A 16,670-nucleotide genomic window follows, 5' to 3' on the forward strand; every position below is an offset into this window, starting at 1 on the left:
CGGTTCGTCTCGTGACCGAACTGTTAGAGGGGGCAGGCGATGGCCGGAGGGCGTCATTCGAGCGCGGGGCCGGAGCGGGAGGGGCGCTCACCCGCCTTCTACGCGGTGTGCGCTGCCGCCGTCATCGGGCTCGTGGCCTCCGTCGTGGTCGTCGTTCAGGCGGTGCGCTCCTGGGCGGACGAGTGCGACCAGGTCACCGACTACACCCTCGCCGCCGATCCGAGCATCGCTCCCGCCCTCGACACCATCCTCGGCGAAGCGAAGAGCACCGACCTGAGCTGCGCGAACATCGCCGTCGGCGCCGCGACGTCCGGCGACATCGCGGGACGGCTCGGCAAGGGAACCGACGCCCCGGATCTGTGGATCCCCGACACCGGCGCGTGGGTGGGCAAGGCGGCACTCACCGCGGCCGGGCCGGTCGAGGTCATGACGGGGTCGGTCGCGTCCTCGCCCGTCGTGCTGGCCTCCCGCGAGGAGGACGCACTCACGTCACCGACGTGGCTCGCGGCCCTGCAGATCAAGGACATCCAGCTGGGCAACCCCCTCGTGACGGGGGTCGCGCAGGCGCCGATCAACGCGGCACTCGCCGAGGGCCAGGCCGATCCCGTGTCCGCGGGGACGGTGCGGGCGGCGCTGGTCCCGCTCGCGCAGGAGGAAAGTGCGCGCACCGCGGACGAACCCGTCGGCGAGCAGATGCTGCAGGGCGTCGTCGACAACGGCGGAGTCGCGGTCGCCACCGAACAGTCCGTGCTCGAATTCACCGACGGTGACGAAGCGCGCACGCTCGCCGCGACGGTGCCCCCAACGGGCAGCAACTTCATGAACTTCCCGCTCGTCGTCACGTCGCCCGCCCCGGACCGGCACTACAAGGCCACCCAGGTGGCCCGTGCCGTCGCCGCGGTCCTCGGCGGCGAGGACGCCCGCGCGGTGTTCGCCGAGCACGGATTCCGCGGACCGGACGGGAGCCCACCGGCCGACGGCCGCGGCGTCGGCAGGGTCACCAAGCTCGCGCTCGACGACGAGTCGCCGCTGCAGGATGCCCTGGGCGGATGGGCGCTGATGGCGCTGCCGATCCGCACGCTCGTCGCGATCGACGTGTCGGGGTCGATGGAGACCCCGGCGAGCAACCGGTCGCGCATGGACCTCACGGTCGATGCCGCCCTCGCAGGCAACGCGATGTTCCCGGACAGCGTGTCCGCGGGACTGTGGGCGTTCTCGCAGGGGCTCGGCGGGGGACCGCAGGACTATCAGGAGCTGGTCCCGATCCGCCGGTACGACACCGTCGTCGGCGGAGTCACCCAGCGTGAGCTGATGGCGCAGCAGGCGGGGAAGGTCGAGGGGCTGATCGGCGGCGGCACCGGCCTGTACGACACGACGCTCGCCGCGTTCCGGACGGTGCAGGACAGTTACGACCCGCGCGCGGTGAACAGCGTGATCATCCTGACCGACGGCGCCAACGAGGACCCGGACTCCATCACGAAGGAACAGCTCCTCGACATCCTGGAGCGTGAGGTGGATCCGGCCCGGCCCGTCATCATCGTGACCATCGGCATCACCGACGACGCCGACGCGGCCACGCTCGCCGAGATCTCGCGGGTGACCGGAGGGTCGAGCTACGTCGCGAAGGATCCCGCCGACATCGCCAACGTGTTCGTCAACGCGTTGGCCGCCCGCGGCCGAAGCTAGCGCCTACCGTGATGCGTGGAACGGGTAAGCCGCTACCGCGAACATCCTCCGGAACAGGAACCCTCACATGGATACTCACCGGTTCTTCGAGTTCGCGACCGAATTGTTCGAAGTGCTCGGTGTCTCGTCCATGGTCCTGGGGTTCGTCTTCGCGTTCGTCCTCGCCGTCCGGGCCTGGAAGCGGACCGGTGACGGTGCCCGGGCGTTCAAGACCCTGCGGGAGTCGCTCGGCGGCGCGATCCTGCTCGGTCTGGAACTGCTCGTCGCGGCAGACATCGTCAAGACCGTCACGTCGACGCCGTCGCTGACCGATGCCGCCGTGCTCGGTGTGATCGTGCTGATCCGGACCGTGCTGAGTCTGTCGATCGAGATCGAGATCGAGGGTGTCGCGCCGTGGCGGAAAGCGCTGGTGACCGGCCCGCAGGTCCTCGCCCACGCGGCGCGCACGTCCGGAGATCCGGATCGGACGCCCGACCGGTGAGTGCCCGGCCCGGGTCACACCGCCCGGGAATGCCTCCGCATCCGGGTGTTGATGAAGCCGAGGGCCGCGATCACGAGGAACAGCACGCACGTCGAGATCAGCTGGGTGCGGGCGTCGGTGTCGAACAGCATCAGCACGACGAAGCCGCCGAGCATCGCGAGCGTGAGGTAGCTGAGCCAGGGGAACAACCACATCCGCACCGTCAGCTTGCCCTCGCGTTCGAGCCGGGGGCGCAACTGCAGGTGTGAGACGACGATGAAGATCCAGATGACGAGCAGCGCCGAGCCGACGGCGTTGAGGAGCAGACCCAGCAGGTCGTCCGGCAGCCACCAGTTGAGCAGCACGCTGACGAAACCGAAGAACACGGACAGCAGCACCGCATTGAGCGGCACCCCGGAGTTCGAGATCCGGGCCATGAATGCGGGACCGTCGCCGCGCCGCGACAGCGAATACGCCATCCGCGACGTGCCGTAGATGTTGGCGTTGAACGCCGACAGCAACGCCACCACGACCACGAGTTCCATGAATCCCGCCACGTACGGGATGTGCGCCTGGTTGAGAACGGCGACAAACGGTCCGCTCTTCAGGTCCGACGAGTCCCACGGAAGGACGAGGACCATGATCGAGATCGAACCGAGGTAGAAGACGCTGATGCGCCAGACGACGCTGCGCACCGCCACGGCGATCGAACGCTCCGGGTCCTCGGACTCCGCGGCCGCGATGGTCACGATCTCGATGCCGCCGAATGCGAACGCCACCACCAGCAGTCCTGCGGCGACACCGGCGAAGCCCTCCGGCATGAAGCCGCCGTGCCCGAACAGGTTGGTGGTACCCACCGGTTCGGTGTCCGGGAGCAGGCCGAACACCAGCAGCACACCGATCACCAGGAAGCCGATGATGACGGTGACCTTGATGGCGGCGAACCAGAACTCGAACTCGCCGAAGTTGCTGACCTTCGCGAGGTTGACGGCCGCGAAGAAGATCACGAACACGAGGGCCACGAGCCACTGCGGCACCCCGGGCAGCCAGGCGCTCACGATGCCTGCGGCGCCCGTGATCTCGGCGCCGAGCACCATGATCAGCATGAACCAGTAGAGCCACCCCATCACGAAACCGGCCCAGTCGCCGATGCCGATCCGCGCGTAGTGCGAGAAGGATCCGCTGGCCGGAATCGCCGCCCCCATCTCGCCGAGCATCCGCATCACGAAGACGACGATGATGCCGGCGAGGAGGTAGGAGACGAGGACGGCCGGACCGGCGGTCGCGATCCCGACACCGGTACCGAGGAACAGTCCGGCACCGATCGCGAGCCGAGTCCCATCATCGTCAGGTGACGGACCTTCAGGCCCCGGCCGAGGGTGCCGGTCGAATCGGTCGTGGTGCCGGGTGTTCGCGGACCGCTCACAGCGTCAGTCGTTTGCGTGCAGCGCGGCGTTCAGTTCCACGCCGGTGCCCTTCCACGGCACGACCTCGACGGCCCCGGACACGGAGTTGCGACGGAAGAGCAGGTTGGACTGGCCGTTGAGTTCCTTGGCCTTCACGACGGTGCCGTCCGGGCCGGTGACCTTGGTGCCCGCGGTCACGTACAGGCCGGCCTCGAGGACGCAGTCGTCGCCGAGCGAGATGCCGAGGCCGGCATTGGCGCCGAGCAGGCAGCGCTTGCCGACCGAGATGGTCTCCTTGCCGCCACCGGACAGGGTGCCCATGATCGAGGCGCCGCCGCCCACGTCGGACCCGTCGTCGACGACGACACCCGCGGAGATACGTCCTTCGACCATCGAACTGCCGAGCGTGCCCGCGTTGAAGTTGACGAAGCCCTCGTGCATCACGGTGGTGCCGCTGGCCAGGTGGGCGCCGAGACGGACGCGGTCGGCGTCGGCGATGCGGACGCCGGACGGGACGACGTAGTCGACCATGCGCGGGAACTTGTCGACACCGAACACGGTGACGACGCCGCGGATGCGCAGGCGGGACCGCACCTTCTCGAAGCCCTCGACCGCACAGGGCCCGAAGTTGGTCCACACCACGTTGGACAGCAGGCCGAACAGTCCGTCGAGGTTGACGCCGTGCGGTGCCACCAGGCGATGCGAGAGAAGGTGAAGGCGCAGGTAGGCGTCGTGGGCGTCGGCCGGCGGCGCCGACAGGTCGGCGATGGTGGTGCGCACCACGATGTGGTCGACCTCACGTGCCTCGTCGGGTCCGGCGAGAAGTGCCAGATCGGAGGGGATGTCGCCACCCTCGATCCGCACGGTGCCCGCGCTGTCGAACGTTCCCAGCTCAGGCGCCGGGAACCAGGTGTCGAGGACCGTGCCGCCGACGGTCACGTTGGCGATGCCTACTGCTGATGCTCCCTGTGTGCTCACGGCAGTAGAGGTTACTGCCTCATTACTCGGGCATTCTCGAGCGGTCGTTATCTCGGCGTGATCGATTCGAAACCGAGCGGGTTCCCGGCTCGTGGGGGAACATGCACGGGGCACGTGTGAGACACCGGGAAAGGTCGTGGCAATGCGTATTTCAGAGTGGGGCCGAGTCACCGGGCGCGGCCTGCGGGCCGTGGCCGCGGGGGCGTTGCTGGCCGGGGTGGTGTCGGTGGCGGCGCCGCAGACCGCGTCCGCCGCACCGGTGTGCCCGGGCGCAGGCCAGCCGCCGGTCCTGGTGGGGCGCGTGCCGGGTGCCGCGCTGGAGGGCGTCGCCGTGGACGGCGGCGGCCGGCTCTACACGACGGACCTGATCAGCGGACGGGTGTTCCGTCTCGACGCGCCCGGAGCGCCGGCGGTCCCCGTCGCGACAGTGCCGGGCGGCAGCGGCGCGGGGGCCCTCGCGTGGGCGTCCGACGGATCACTGCTGGTGGGGTACGGCGCGGATGCCCGCGTCCTCCTCGGCGACATCCTGCGTCCGGGTGCGATCGCGAAGCTGAACATCGCCACTGGCGCACTCACCCCCTTCGTGTCGGGCTTGAGCGCGGCGGACGGACTCGACGTCGACGCCGCCGGGACCGCCTACGCCACCAACGACTTCGGAACGCAGATCGGGCGGGTGTTCCCCGACGGGCGGGTCGAACCGAACTGGGCCACGCTGCCCAGCGCGAACGGCGCGGTGCTCGGTGTCGACGACCGGTACCTCTACGTCTCGCGGACGTTCGTGAACCCGGGCGTGAGCCGGATCCCGATCGCGAACCCGGGAGCCCCCGAAAGCATCCTCGACCTGTCCGGTCCCGACACGTTCGCGGCTCCCGACGGTCTGACCCTGGATTCGCGGGGACGCCCGGTGGTCCCGGCCAACGTGCGCGGCGAGATCTGGCGCGTCGACGCGCCGGGGCAGTACTGCGTGCTGGCGTCGGGACTGCCGTCGTCGAGCATGGTCGTCTACGGCCAGGGGTCCGGCGGCTTCTCCGCGGGACGGTTGTTCCGCATCGGATTCGACGGTGCGATCTACGAGATCCCGGGTGGCTTCGACGGGTAGCAACGCAGTAGTGGGTCGACGGGTCGGCTTAGGGTGGACCGGTGAGCACACTCGACCTCCACGCCGATCCCATCGACCTCACCGCCGCGCTGGTGGACATCCCGAGCGTCTCCCACGACGAATCGGCGATCGCCGCCGTCGTCGAGTCGGCGCTGCGGGAGCAGACCACCGGTTTCGAGGTCATCCGCAACGGCAACGCGGTGCTCGCCCGCACCGATCGGGGGCTCCCGAGCCGGGTGATGCTCGCCGGGCACCTCGACACCGTGCCGATCGCGGACAACGTGCCGTCCCGGCGTGAGGGCGACTTGCTGCACGGATGTGGAACGGTCGACATGAAATCGGGCGACGCGGTGTTCCTGCACCTCGCCGCCACCGTGGAGAACCTCGCGCACGACCTGACCCTGGTGTTCTACGACTGCGAGGAGATCGCGGCCGTCCACAACGGGCTCGGACGGATCGAACGTGAGATCCCCGAGTGGTTGCGCGCGGACGTCGCGATCCTGGGCGAGCCGACGGGAGGACTCATCGAGGCCGGCTGCCAGGGCACGCTGCGGGTGACGCTGACCACCCGCGGCACCCGCGCGCACTCCGCGCGATCGTGGCTCGGCGACAACGCGATCCACCGGTTCGCCCCGGTCCTGCAGCGGCTTTCGGACTACACCGCGCGGTCGGTGGACATCGACGGCTGCGTGTACCGGGAGGGGCTGTCCGCCGTGCGGATCGCCGGCGGTGTCGCGGGGAACGTCGTCCCGGACGCGGGGGAGATGGACGTCAACTTCCGCTTCGCACCCGACCGCAGCTCGGAGCAGGCCATCGACCACGTGCGGGAGGTCTTCGACGGTCTCGAGCTGGGTTTCGAGGTCACGGACCTGTCGCCGGGCGCGCTCCCCGGGCTGACCGATCCGGCGGCCGCGGCCCTCATCGAGGCGGCGGGTGGCGAGTTCCGCGCCAAGTACGGGTGGACGGACGTGTCCCGGTTCTCCGCGCTCGGCATCCCGGCCGTCAACTACGGTCCCGGCGATCCGAACCTCGCGCACAAGCGGGACGAACACGTCCCCGTCCAGCAGATCACCGACGTGGCGACCGTGCTCCGCGCCTATCTGAGCACCCCGTGACTGCCCGGTGCCCCGAACGGGCCACCCGTTAGCCTGGGGCTCATGGCACCCGAGAAGAACAATTACGGACGGAAGTCCTCGTCCGTGAAGCACCGGGGTCCGGTGCAGTTGAGGCGCGCCCGCAAGGACGAGACCACCACCGACGAGCAGTTGCTCGACGAGCGGGGGCGAACCGACTGGGTGCACACCGACCCGTGGCGGGTCCTGCGGATCCAGAGCGAATTCGTCGAAGGGTTCGGTGCCCTCGCCGAGGTGCCGCGTGCGGTCACCGTGTTCGGGTCCGCCCGCACCGAGCCCGGTCACCCCGAGTACGAGGCGGGACGGGCGCTGGGTGCGCGCCTGGCCGAGGCCGGATACGCCGTCATCACCGGTGGCGGCCCCGGTGTGATGGAGGCCGCCAACCGCGGCGCCAGCGAATCGGGTGGATACTCCATCGGCCTCGGCATCGAGTTGCCGTTCGAGCAGGGCCTCAACGAGTGGGTCGACCTCGGTATCAACTTCCGGTACTTCTTCGCCCGCAAGACGATGTTCGTGAAGTACTCGCAGGCGTTCATCTGCCTGCCCGGCGGCTTCGGGACGCTCGACGAACTGTTCGAGGCGCTGACCCTCGTGCAGACGCGCAAGGTCACCCGGTTCCCGATCATCCTGTTCGGCACCGAGTACTGGTCCGGGCTCGTGGACTGGATCCGCGGAACCCTCGAACGCAGCGGCAAGATCTCGGAAGGTGACGTCAACCTGCTGCACGTCACGGACAGTGTCGAGGAGGCGGTGCGGATCGTCGTCAAATCCCAGCAGGGAGTCGACGAGGCCGAACTGCTCGGAACGGAGGAGCAGTGGTGAACCCGGAAAATGTTCCACCGCAGCCGTTCTCGGTGTGCGTCTACTGCGCTTCCGGGCCCGTGGACGATCACTTCCTGGAACTGGCGGCCCAGGTGGGAACCGAAATCGGAAAGCGCGGTTGGCAACTCGTGTCCGGCGGCGGCAACCTCTCGATGATGGGTGCGGTGGCCGTGGCTGCCCGTGCCGCCGGGGCGACGACCGTCGGAGTCATCCCGAAAGCCCTCGTGCACAGGGAAGTAGCCGACGTCGACGCGGACGAACTCGTCGTCACCGACACCATGCGCCAGCGCAAGCAGGTCATGGAGGACCGGGCCGACGCGTTCGTGACGCTGCCCGGCGGCATCGGCACGCTCGAGGAGCTGTTCGAAACCTGGACCGCGGGCTACCTCGGCATGCACGAGAAGCCGGTCGTCCTGCTCGATCCGCACGGTCACTACACGGGGCTACTGGACTGGATCAACGGTCTGCGGGGAGGTGGCTTCGTGGCGCAGCGCGCCCTCGACAGGCTGCTCGTCCGGACCGAGGTCGGGGAGGCGCTGGACGCCTGCCTCCCCTGAGGAGCCGTCCGATCGCCGTCGTGGCGCACGTTGTTACCGTGCAGTAAGGTGACCTGATTCATACTGCAGGCCTGAGGGGATGTCATGCGTTCTGAAGCACGTTCGACGATCGGTGTGGTCGATCTGGCCAGGCGGTTGCCTGCCATGATCCCGGAGCTGCCGACCATGGCGAAGGGAGTTCTCGGCCTCATCCGGACCCCCGACGCGAAGGAGTCGATCGGCCTGGTCTTCCAGCGCGCCGCCGCCGCACACCCGCGCCGCACGTTCCTGCGGTTCGAGGGCGACTCGCTGAGCTACCGGAACGCCAACATCCGCGTGAACCGCTACGCCCACGTGCTCGCCGACCTCGGAGTGTCGCGCGGGGACGTCGTCGGGATCCTGGGCAAGAACGCCCCCGAGACGCTGCTCATCGCACTCGCCGCGGTCAAGCTCGGTGCCACCGCCGGGATGCTGAACCACAATCAGCGCGGAGACGTGCTCGCGCACAGCATCTCGCTGCTCGACAGCCGTGTCCTCGTGGTGTCCGAGGCGTGCGGCGAGGCCATGGACTCGCTCGACGAACCGCCCGCCGCGGACTCGGTGGTGTACTTCGACGACCTCGACCGGCTCGCCGGGAAGGCCGGCGACGGCAACCCCGAGGTGTGCGAGCAGATCCAGGCCCGGGAGAAGGCCTTCTACATCTTCACCTCCGGCACCACCGGACTGCCGAAGGCCAGCCTGATGAGTCACTTCCGCTGGCTCAAGAGCATGTCCGGACTCGGCAACATGGGAGTCCGGCTGCGCGGCAGCGACGTCCTCTACTGCTGCCTGCCGCTCTACCACAACAACGCGCTGACCGTGTCGCTGTCGTCGGTGCTGGGGTCGGGGGCGACGCTCGCGCTGGGCAAGCAGTTCTCGGCGTCCAAGTTCTGGGACGACGTCGCGCTGAACCGCGCAACCGCGTTCACCTACATCGGTGAATTGTGCCGGTACCTGCTGAACCAGCCCGAAAAGCCGGGCGACCGCGACAACGACGTCCGGCTGATGGTCGGGAACGGACTCCGTCCGGAGATCTGGTCCGAGTTCACCACCCGGTTCGGCATCTCCCGGGTCGCGGAGTTCTACGGCGCCAGCGAATGCAACATCGCGTTCGTCAACGCCCTCAACGTCGACCGGACCGCGGGCATCTGCCCCCTCCCACACGCCGTGGTCGAGTACGACGAGGACAACGGTGCGCCGCGGCGGCACTCCGACGGCAAACTGCGGAAGGTGCCCACCGGCGAGGTCGGCCTGCTGCTGTCGAAGGTGACGGACCGGGCACCCTTCGACGGCTACACCGACGAGGACGCCACCGACAAGAAACTCGTCCGCGACGCCTTCGACGACGGCGACTGCTGGTTCGACACCGGAGACCTGGTGCGCCGCCAGGGCTGGGCACACGTCGCGTTCGTCGACCGGCTCGGCGACACCTTCCGCTGGAAGGGGGAGAACGTCGCGACCACCGAGGTCGAGGGTGCGCTCCTCGCGCATCCCGCGGTCGAGCACGCCGTCGTCTACGGCGTCGAGATCCCCGGCACCGACGGTCGCGCCGGCATGGCCGCGGTGACGCTGCACGAGAACGAGGACTTCGACGGCTCCGACGTGGCGGAATTGCTGTTCCAGCGGCTGCCGTCGTACGCGGTGCCGCTGTTCGTCCGCGTCGTCGACTCGCTGGAGCAGACGTCGACGTTCAAGAGCCGCAAGGTGGAACTCCGCAAGGAGGGCTACGACGTCGAGGACACCGACACGCTGCACGTGCTGTCCGGCCGCAGTGGCGGCTACAAGCGTGCGTACGACGGGTACGTCGAGGAAGTGGCGAAGGGGTCGCTGCCCAAGGGCTGACGCCCCGTGAGTACTTATTAACCGCCCGTGGTTAACAAGTACTCACGGGCGGCGAAGCCGCGATTTCGCTGCGTGCCAATATTGGTGGCATGGCCGAGAGAGACGTACCGCCCGCGCCCGACCGTCCGTCGCCCACGCTGTGCGGGCGGCCCGTGGCGGTCGACCGTGCGCTGGTGATGGCCATCGTGAACCGGACGCCCGACTCGTTCTACGACCGCGGCGCCACGTTCACCGACTCCGCCGCGATGTCGGCGGTCGAGCGGGCCGTGGACGAGGGCGCCGACCTCGTCGACATCGGCGGCGTGAAAGCCGGTCCCGGCGACCTCGTCGACTCGGCGGAGGAGATCCGGCGGGTGGTGCCGTTCGTCGCCGCGATCCGCGGACGCTATCCCGAGTTGCTCATCAGCATCGACACCTGGCGCAGCGACGTGGCCCGGCTTGCCGTCGCCGAGGGCGCCGACCTGATCAACGACACGTGGGCCGGCGCCGACCCGGCGCTCGTCGAGGTAGCCGCGGAGACGGGTGCCGGCATCGTCTGTTCGCACACCGGGGGAGCGGTCCCCCGGACCCGGCCGTTCCGCGTCCGCTACTCCGACGTGGTCGCGGACGTCCTCGAGGAAGTGGTGTCGGCCGCCGAGAACGCGGCCCGGCTGGGTGTGCCCGCCGACTCGATCCTCATCGATCCGACCCACGATTTCGGGAAAAACACCTATCACGGGCTCGAGTTGTTGCGGCGAGTGGAAGATCTTGTAAATACGGGGTGGCCAGTGCTCATGGCGCTGAGCAACAAGGACTTCGTCGGGGAGACTCTAGGGGTAGATCTCGTCGAGCGGTTGGAGGGAACATTGGCAGCGACAGCTATGGCCGCCGCAGGAGGCGCCCGAGTCTTCCGTGTCCACGAAGTTGCCCCCACGCGTCGAGTGGTGGACATGGTGGCCGCGATTCAGGGCCGACGCGCCCCGTCACGCACCGTGCGGGGGCTGGCATGAGTGCCGTGGGGGCCCGGGCGGCCCGCACGATGGTCGCGGAGGAGCGCGCCCCTCGCTCCTGGGCCGAGGCGAACAGCTGGGACCAGCCGTCGTGGAGCATCGCCGAACTCGAGCGGGCCAAGGCGGGGCGCACCGTGTCGGTGGTCCTGCCCGCGCTCAACGAGGAGGAGACCGTCGCCGCGGTGGTGGACACAATCCATCCGCTGTTGGGCGGGCTGGTGGACGAGTTGATCGTGCTCGACTCCGGATCGACGGATCTGACGGCGGAACGCGCACGCGCGGCGGGCGCCACGGTGATCAGCCGGGAGGAGGCGGTGCCCGCCTTCCCACCCGTCGCGGGCAAGGGGGAGGTGCTGTGGCGTTCCGTCGCCGCCAGCACCGGCGACCTCATCGCGTTCGTCGACTCGGATCTCATCAACCCGGATCCGGCGTTCGTCCCGAAGCTCCTCGGACCATTGCTGACGGCCGACGGCATCCATCTCGTGAAGGGCTACTACCGGCGTCCGCTCCGCCTCAGCGGGACGGAGGACGCCAACGGCGGCGGCCGGGTGACCGAACTCGTGGCGCGCCCGATGCTGGCGTCGCTGCGGCCGGAGCTGACGTGTGTGCTGCAGCCGCTGGGCGGCGAGTACGCGGGCACCCGGGAGTTGCTGTCGGCGGTTCCGTTCGCCCCCGGCTACGGCGTCGAGATCGGGCTGCTGCTCGACACGTACGACCGTCTCGGGCTCGGTGCGATCGGCCAGGTCAATCTGGGGGTGCGCAAGCACCGGAACCGTCCGCTGTCCGAACTCGGGGTGATGAGCAGACAGATCATCGGCACGATGATGCGGCGCTGCGGGGTGCCCGACTCGGGGGCGGGTCTGACCCAGTTCCTGGTGGACGGCGACTCCTTCGTGCCGACGACGACGGACGTCGCGTTGGCCGATCGTCCGCCGATGAACACGGTGTGCCCCTGACCGGGCGCCCCTGACGCGGGAGGCTGTCGGACGTCCGTGACAGGATCGGAGCATGGTGACAGCCCTGCTCTATCTGCTCGTCATGGCGCTCGTCGGCGCGATGCTGTTCCTCGCCGCCAGTACGGTGTTCGGCCGTTCCGAGGAACTCGCGCCCCTGCCGCCCGGCACCACACTCACGGCGCTGCCCGCCGACGGTGTGACGGGCGCCGACGTGGAGGCGTTGCGGTTCCAGCAGACACTGCGGGGGTACAAGGCGAGCGAGGTCGACTGGGCGCTGGCCCGGCTGGGTCGCGAAATCGATTCGCTGCGTGAACAGTTGGCGGCGGTAGAGGCCGCGTCGAAAGATCCGGGTGACGCCCGGTGAGCGCCGGGGAGAGGGTGCGGTGCGCGTGGGCGGTCGACTCGGACGGGTCCAGCCTCTACCGCGACTACCACGACCTCGAGTGGGGTCGTCCACTGCACGGCCGCGACGAATTGTACGAACGGCTGTGCCTCGAAGCGTTCCAGTCCGGACTGTCGTGGATCACGATTCTCCGCAAGCGCGAGGCCTTCCGGGCCGCGTTCGCCGGCTTCGATCCGGAGGCGGTCGCGCGGTACACGGAACTGGACGTGGAGCGCCTGCTCGAGGACGCGTCGATCGTGCGGAACCGGGCCAAGATCGAGGCGTCGGTGAGCAACGCCCGGGCCCTGCTGGAGTTGTCGGACACCGACCTGGACACGCTGCTGTGGTCGTTCGCCCCGCCGCCGCGCCCGAGCCGTCCGGCCACCGTGAACGACGTCCCGGCCGTCACACCCGAGTCCACCGCGATGGCGAAGGAATTGAAGCGGCGAGGGTTCAAGTTTGTGGGTCCTACCACCGCTTATGCACTCATGCAGGCCACCGGGATGGTGGACGACCACGTTGCCGCCTGCTGGGTCCCGATCACTGCCTGAATTGCCGGTGAACCTGCGTATTCGTGACTCAGGTTCCCGGTACTCGTGTCCATAGGGAAGAATGGATGTCACAAGCCTCGCCGAGTGTTGGCGGGGTGCCAAAATTTGTCGAGGCGCAAGCAGGCAGCGCAGATCTGGAGGGAGCAGAGGATGGCGGCCATGAAGCCCCGGACCGGGGACGGTCCCCTCGAAGCAACCAAAGAGGGACGAGGAATCGTCATGCGGGTTCCGCTCGAGGGTGGTGGACGTCTGGTTGTCGAGCTCACCCCGGAGGAAGCTGCCGCACTCGGTGAAGAGCTCAAGGGCGTCACCAGTTAGTCGAGTGCGGAGAGAACCTCACAGGGCAGGCCCCGTCGCCGTTCTCGGTGCGGGGCCTGTTCCGTGTCCGGAACAGGGAGGCGAACGTTCGTGCTGGCCGATGTGACCGACCTGCTGGCCTGCCCACAGTGCCGGTCGCCGGTGGAACTCGACGAAGGCACGATCCTGTGCGACGCAGGGCACACCTTCGACGTGGCGCGGCAGGGCTACGTCACCCTGATGACCGGGGCAGGCGGCAAGTTCGACGGTGACAGCCCCGAAATGATCGCCGCACGTGCGGACTTCCTCGGCGGCGGCAGCTTCGACCCGCTGATGGATGCCGTCGCCGACGCAGTGGTGGCGGGAACCGGGGCCGCCGACGACCCCCGGATCCTCGAGATCGGCGCGGGCACAGGCCACTACCTGGCGCGCGTCCTCGACGCCGCGCCCACGGGCCGGGGAATCGGGCTGGACGTGTCCAAGTACGCGGCCCGTCGTATCGCCAGGGCCCACCCGCGTGCGGGGGCGGTGGTTGCCGACGTGTGGCAACACCTTCCGGTGCGTGACCACGTCCTCAGTCACGTCCTCTGCGTGTTCGCGCCCCGCAACGCCGACGAGGCGCACCGGGTGCTGGCCGAGCGCGGCTCCCTGGTGGTCCTCACGCCCACGGAGCGGCACCTGGGGGAACTCGTGGACCTGCTCGGCATGGTCCGGGTGGACGACCGGAAGGTCGAGCGGCTGGGGGCCGCGATGTCCGGGCGGTTCGAGCGCACCGGCCACGTGGCGGTGGAGTACCCGATGTCGTTGTCGCACCTCGACGTGACCCGACTGGTGGGGATGGGGCCGTCGGCGCGGCACCTGACTCCCGAGCGGCTCGCCTCCTCGATCGCGGCGCTGCCGCAGGAGTATCCGGTGACGGCGTCGGTGACGGTGTCCACCTACACCCGGCTCTGAGCGTCAGCGGCGCGACAGCGCGTCCTGGTAGACGTCGAGGGTCTGCTGCGCGATGGCCGCCCAGGAGAACTCGGCGATCGCCCGCGCCCGCCCGGCCTTGCCCATGGCCTCGGCGGTGCCGGCGTCGGCGGCGATCGCGTTGACCGACTCGGCGAGCGCCTGCTCGAACGCCTCCGGCTCGTACGAGTTGTAGTGCACCAGACGGCCGGTGACCCCGTCCTCCACCACCTCGGGGATGCCGCCGACGTCGGACGCCACGACCGCGGTCTCGCAGGCCATGGCCTCGAGGTTCACGATCCCCAGCGGCTCGTACACGGACGGGCACACGAAGACGGTTGCGGCCGACAGGATTTCCCGCACCTGTTCGGTGGGGAGCATTTCGCGCACCCAGAACACGTTGCCGCGGTGCGCCGCGAGGGCGGCGACGGCCTGCTCGGTCTCGGCGGCGATCTCCGGGGTGTCGGGGGCGCCTGCGCACAGCACCAGCTGTATCTCGGGCGCGAAGTGGTGTGCTGCGGCGATCAGATGACCGACGCCCTTCTGCCGGGTGATGCGGCCGACGAACGCCACCATCGGCTGGTCCGGGTCGACGCCGATCTTCGTCAGCGCGGACTGCCCGTGACCTGCCGGTCCCGCGTGCCAGACGGTCGTGTCGATCCCGTTGCGCACCACGTGGACCCGGTGCGGGTCGACGAACGGATACGCGTCGAGGACGTCGAGTCGCATGCCGGCGCTCACGGCGATCACCGCGTCCGCGTGCTCCACCGCGTTGCGCTCGGACCACGACGAGATGCGGTAGCCGCCGCCCAGCTGCTCCGCCTTCCACGGCCTGCGGGGCTCGAGCGAGTGGGCGGTGAGGATGTGCGGCACGTCGTACAGCGCGGACGCCAGATGGCCGGCGAGGCCGGTGTACCAGGTGTGCGAGTGCACGACGTCGGCGCCCGTCGCGGCGTCCGCCATACGCAGTTCGGCGGACAGCGTCGCAAGCGCCGGATTGGCCCCGGCCAGCGCGGGATCGGGGGTGTGCACGACCGCCCCGACGCGCGGAGCGCCCATACAGTGCACGTCCACCTCGCACAGCTGCTTCAACTGAGCAACCAGTTCGGTGACGTGTACACCCGCACCGCCATAGATCTCCGGTGGATATTCCTTGGTCATCATCGCCACCCGCACCGGCCTAACGTAACCGTCCGGGCCGCTTCGGGCCACCGCTCTCGGACACATTCGGGTATCGGAGAAATTGTGAGTCGGCGCTTCGCTGGCGGGGGGAGTGGCCGCCCGATAGGTTGACAGGGTGAGGAGCCAGCCACATGTGCTTGGAATCGTGCTCGCCGGCGGCGAGGGCAAACGTCTCTATCCGCTCACCGCGGATCGGGCGAAGCCCGCTGTGCCTTTCGGAGGCGCCTACCGGTTGATCGATTTCGTGCTCAGCAATTTGGTCAATGCGGGATACCTCCGCCTGTGTGTTCTGACGCAGTACAAGTCGCACTCGTTGGACCGCCACATCTCTCAGACGTGGCGACTGTCCGGGTTCGCGGGGGAATACATCACTCCCGTTCCCGCGCAGCAACGTCTGGGTCCGCGCTGGTACACCGGCAGCGCGGACGCGATCCTGCAGTCGCTGAACCTCGTCTACGACGAGGACCCCGAGTACATCGTCGTGTTCGGTGCCGACCACGTGTACCGGATGGACCCGGAGCAGATGGTGCAGCACCACATCGAGTCGGGCGCCGGGGTCACGGTGGCCGGGATCCGGGTGCCGCGCAGCGAGGCGTTCGCGTTCGGCTGTATCGACAGCGACGAGTCGGGCCGCATCGTGCAGTTCCTCGAGAAGCCGGCGCATCCGCCGGGAACCCCGGACGACCCCAACATGACGTTCGCGTCGATGGGTAACTATGTGTTCACCACCAAGGTGCTCGTCGACGCCATCCGGGCCGACTCCGAGAACTCCGATTCCGACCACGACATGGGCGGCGACATCATCCCCGCGCTCGTCGAGGCGGGCGAAGCGTCCGTGTACGACTTCAAGGACAACATCGTCCCCGGCGCCACCGACCGGGACCGGGGCTACTGGCGGGACGTGGGGACGCTCGACGCGTTCTACGACGCCCACATGGATCTCGTGTCGGTCCACCCCATCTTCAACCTCTACAACCGGCGCTGGCCGATCCGCGGCGAGACGGAGAACCTGGCGCCCGCCAAGTTCGTGCAGGGCGGCCTCGCGCAGGAGTCCGTGGTCGGGGCCGGGTGCATCCTCTCGGCGGCCACCGTGCGCAACTCCGTGCTCAGCTCCAACGTGATGGTCGACAGCGGCGCGACCGTGGAGGGCAGCGTCCTCATGCCGGGTGTGCGCATCGGCAAGGGCGCCGTCGTGCGCCGCGCGATCCTCGACAAGAACGTGGTCGTCGGCGACGGGGAGATCATCGGCGTCGACCTCGAGCGCGACAAACAGCGCTTCGCCGTGAGCAACGGTGGAGTCGTGGCCATCGGCAAGGGCGTCTGGATCTAGCGGGAGGGCCCCGGGAACGGGGCTCTCGGAG

16 protein-coding genes and 1 pseudogene are annotated in these 16,670 nt (G+C 69.0%); 14 read left to right on the forward strand and 3 right to left on the reverse strand.

Annotated features, from left to right (window positions below; translation table 11 throughout):
- Positions 1-39 precede the first annotated feature (39 nt).
- Positions 40-1,686: a substrate-binding and VWA domain-containing protein gene (locus tag MLGJGCBP_RS41365; protein WP_160103262.1), complete on the forward strand. Its 1,647-nt coding sequence runs from the start codon at positions 40-42 to the stop codon at positions 1,684-1,686.
- 67 nt (positions 1,687-1,753) lie between these two features.
- Positions 1,754-2,167: a DUF1622 domain-containing protein gene (locus tag MLGJGCBP_RS41370; protein ID WP_087556429.1), complete on the forward strand. Its 414-nt coding sequence runs from the start codon at positions 1,754-1,756 to the stop codon at positions 2,165-2,167.
- Positions 2,168-2,181: 14 nt separating this feature from the next.
- Here the strand turns inward: MLGJGCBP_RS41370 and MLGJGCBP_RS41375 are convergent.
- Positions 2,182-3,572 (reverse strand): annotated as a pseudogene (locus MLGJGCBP_RS41375) (amino acid permease).
- A gap of 4 nt (positions 3,573-3,576) precedes the next feature.
- Positions 3,577-4,530 carry a 2,3,4,5-tetrahydropyridine-2,6-dicarboxylate N-succinyltransferase gene (gene dapD / locus MLGJGCBP_RS41380; protein ID WP_160103264.1) on the reverse strand — a complete coding sequence of 318 codons (954 nt, stop codon included), beginning with the start codon at positions 4,528-4,530 and terminating at the stop codon, positions 3,577-3,579.
- Positions 4,531-4,672: 142 nt separating this feature from the next.
- Between dapD and MLGJGCBP_RS41385 the strand changes: the two genes are divergently transcribed.
- From MLGJGCBP_RS41385 to MLGJGCBP_RS41435, 11 genes are all read left to right on the forward strand, one after another.
- A complete protein-coding gene (locus MLGJGCBP_RS41385; protein WP_087556426.1) occupies positions 4,673-5,629 on the forward strand; it encodes an SMP-30/gluconolactonase/LRE family protein in 957 nt (318 codons plus the stop codon).
- Positions 5,630-5,670: 41 nt separating this feature from the next.
- Positions 5,671-6,744 (forward strand): succinyl-diaminopimelate desuccinylase, encoded by a 1,074-nt coding sequence (dapE, locus tag MLGJGCBP_RS41390; protein WP_160103266.1) that lies wholly within the window; start codon positions 5,671-5,673, stop codon positions 6,742-6,744.
- Between the two features lie 42 nt (positions 6,745-6,786).
- Entirely contained in the window at positions 6,787-7,584 is a 798-nt protein-coding gene (locus MLGJGCBP_RS41395; RefSeq protein ID WP_087556424.1) for a TIGR00730 family Rossman fold protein, read from the forward strand.
- The gene (locus MLGJGCBP_RS41400; RefSeq protein ID WP_087556423.1) at positions 7,578-8,141 is read left to right on the forward strand and encodes a TIGR00730 family Rossman fold protein; all 564 of its coding nucleotides are present in this window, start codon (positions 7,578-7,580) and stop codon (positions 8,139-8,141) included. The genes MLGJGCBP_RS41395 and MLGJGCBP_RS41400 overlap by 7 nt, the downstream gene beginning before the upstream one ends.
- A gap of 84 nt (positions 8,142-8,225) precedes the next feature.
- On the forward strand, positions 8,226-10,001 hold the full coding sequence (locus MLGJGCBP_RS41405) for a long-chain-acyl-CoA synthetase (RefSeq protein WP_160103268.1): 1,776 nt from the start codon (positions 8,226-8,228) through the stop codon (positions 9,999-10,001).
- Positions 10,002-10,090: 89 nt separating this feature from the next.
- Positions 10,091-10,990, forward strand: coding sequence for a dihydropteroate synthase (folP, locus tag MLGJGCBP_RS41410; protein WP_160103270.1), 900 nt, complete (start codon positions 10,091-10,093; stop codon positions 10,988-10,990).
- Entirely contained in the window at positions 10,987-11,946 is a 960-nt protein-coding gene (locus tag MLGJGCBP_RS41415) for a glucosyl-3-phosphoglycerate synthase (protein WP_373413600.1), read from the forward strand. The genes folP and MLGJGCBP_RS41415 overlap by 4 nt, the downstream gene beginning before the upstream one ends.
- A 52-nt stretch (positions 11,947-11,998) precedes the next feature.
- The gene (locus tag MLGJGCBP_RS41420; protein ID WP_160103272.1) at positions 11,999-12,310 is read left to right on the forward strand and encodes a DivIVA domain-containing protein; all 312 of its coding nucleotides are present in this window, start codon (positions 11,999-12,001) and stop codon (positions 12,308-12,310) included.
- Complete coding sequence (locus tag MLGJGCBP_RS41425) at positions 12,307-12,879, forward strand: DNA-3-methyladenine glycosylase I (protein ID WP_160103274.1); 573 nt, start codon at positions 12,307-12,309, stop codon at positions 12,877-12,879. Before MLGJGCBP_RS41420 ends, MLGJGCBP_RS41425 begins: the two co-directional genes overlap by 4 nt.
- A gap of 150 nt (positions 12,880-13,029) precedes the next feature.
- Positions 13,030-13,197, forward strand: coding sequence for a DUF3117 domain-containing protein (locus tag MLGJGCBP_RS41430; RefSeq protein ID WP_003936084.1), 168 nt, complete (start codon positions 13,030-13,032; stop codon positions 13,195-13,197).
- A 90-nt stretch (positions 13,198-13,287) separates the two neighbouring features.
- Positions 13,288-14,130, forward strand: coding sequence for a putative RNA methyltransferase (locus MLGJGCBP_RS41435; RefSeq protein WP_160103276.1), 843 nt, complete (start codon positions 13,288-13,290; stop codon positions 14,128-14,130).
- A gap of 3 nt (positions 14,131-14,133) precedes the next feature.
- On the opposite strand, the gene glgA is transcribed toward MLGJGCBP_RS41435, so the two are convergent.
- Positions 14,134-15,303, reverse strand: coding sequence for a glycogen synthase (glgA, locus tag MLGJGCBP_RS41440; protein ID WP_087556416.1), 1,170 nt, complete (start codon positions 15,301-15,303; stop codon positions 14,134-14,136).
- Positions 15,304-15,424: 121 nt separating this feature from the next.
- On the opposite strand from glgA, the gene glgC reads away from it, so the two are divergent.
- Positions 15,425-16,639 carry a glucose-1-phosphate adenylyltransferase gene (gene glgC, locus MLGJGCBP_RS41445; protein ID WP_005239253.1) on the forward strand — a complete coding sequence of 405 codons (1,215 nt, stop codon included), beginning with the start codon at positions 15,425-15,427 and terminating at the stop codon, positions 16,637-16,639.
- Positions 16,640-16,670 lie beyond the last annotated feature (31 nt).

Source organism: Rhodococcus sp. T7, assembly GCF_009872365.1.
Classification (GTDB): Bacteria; Actinomycetota; Actinomycetes; order Mycobacteriales; family Mycobacteriaceae; genus Rhodococcus_F.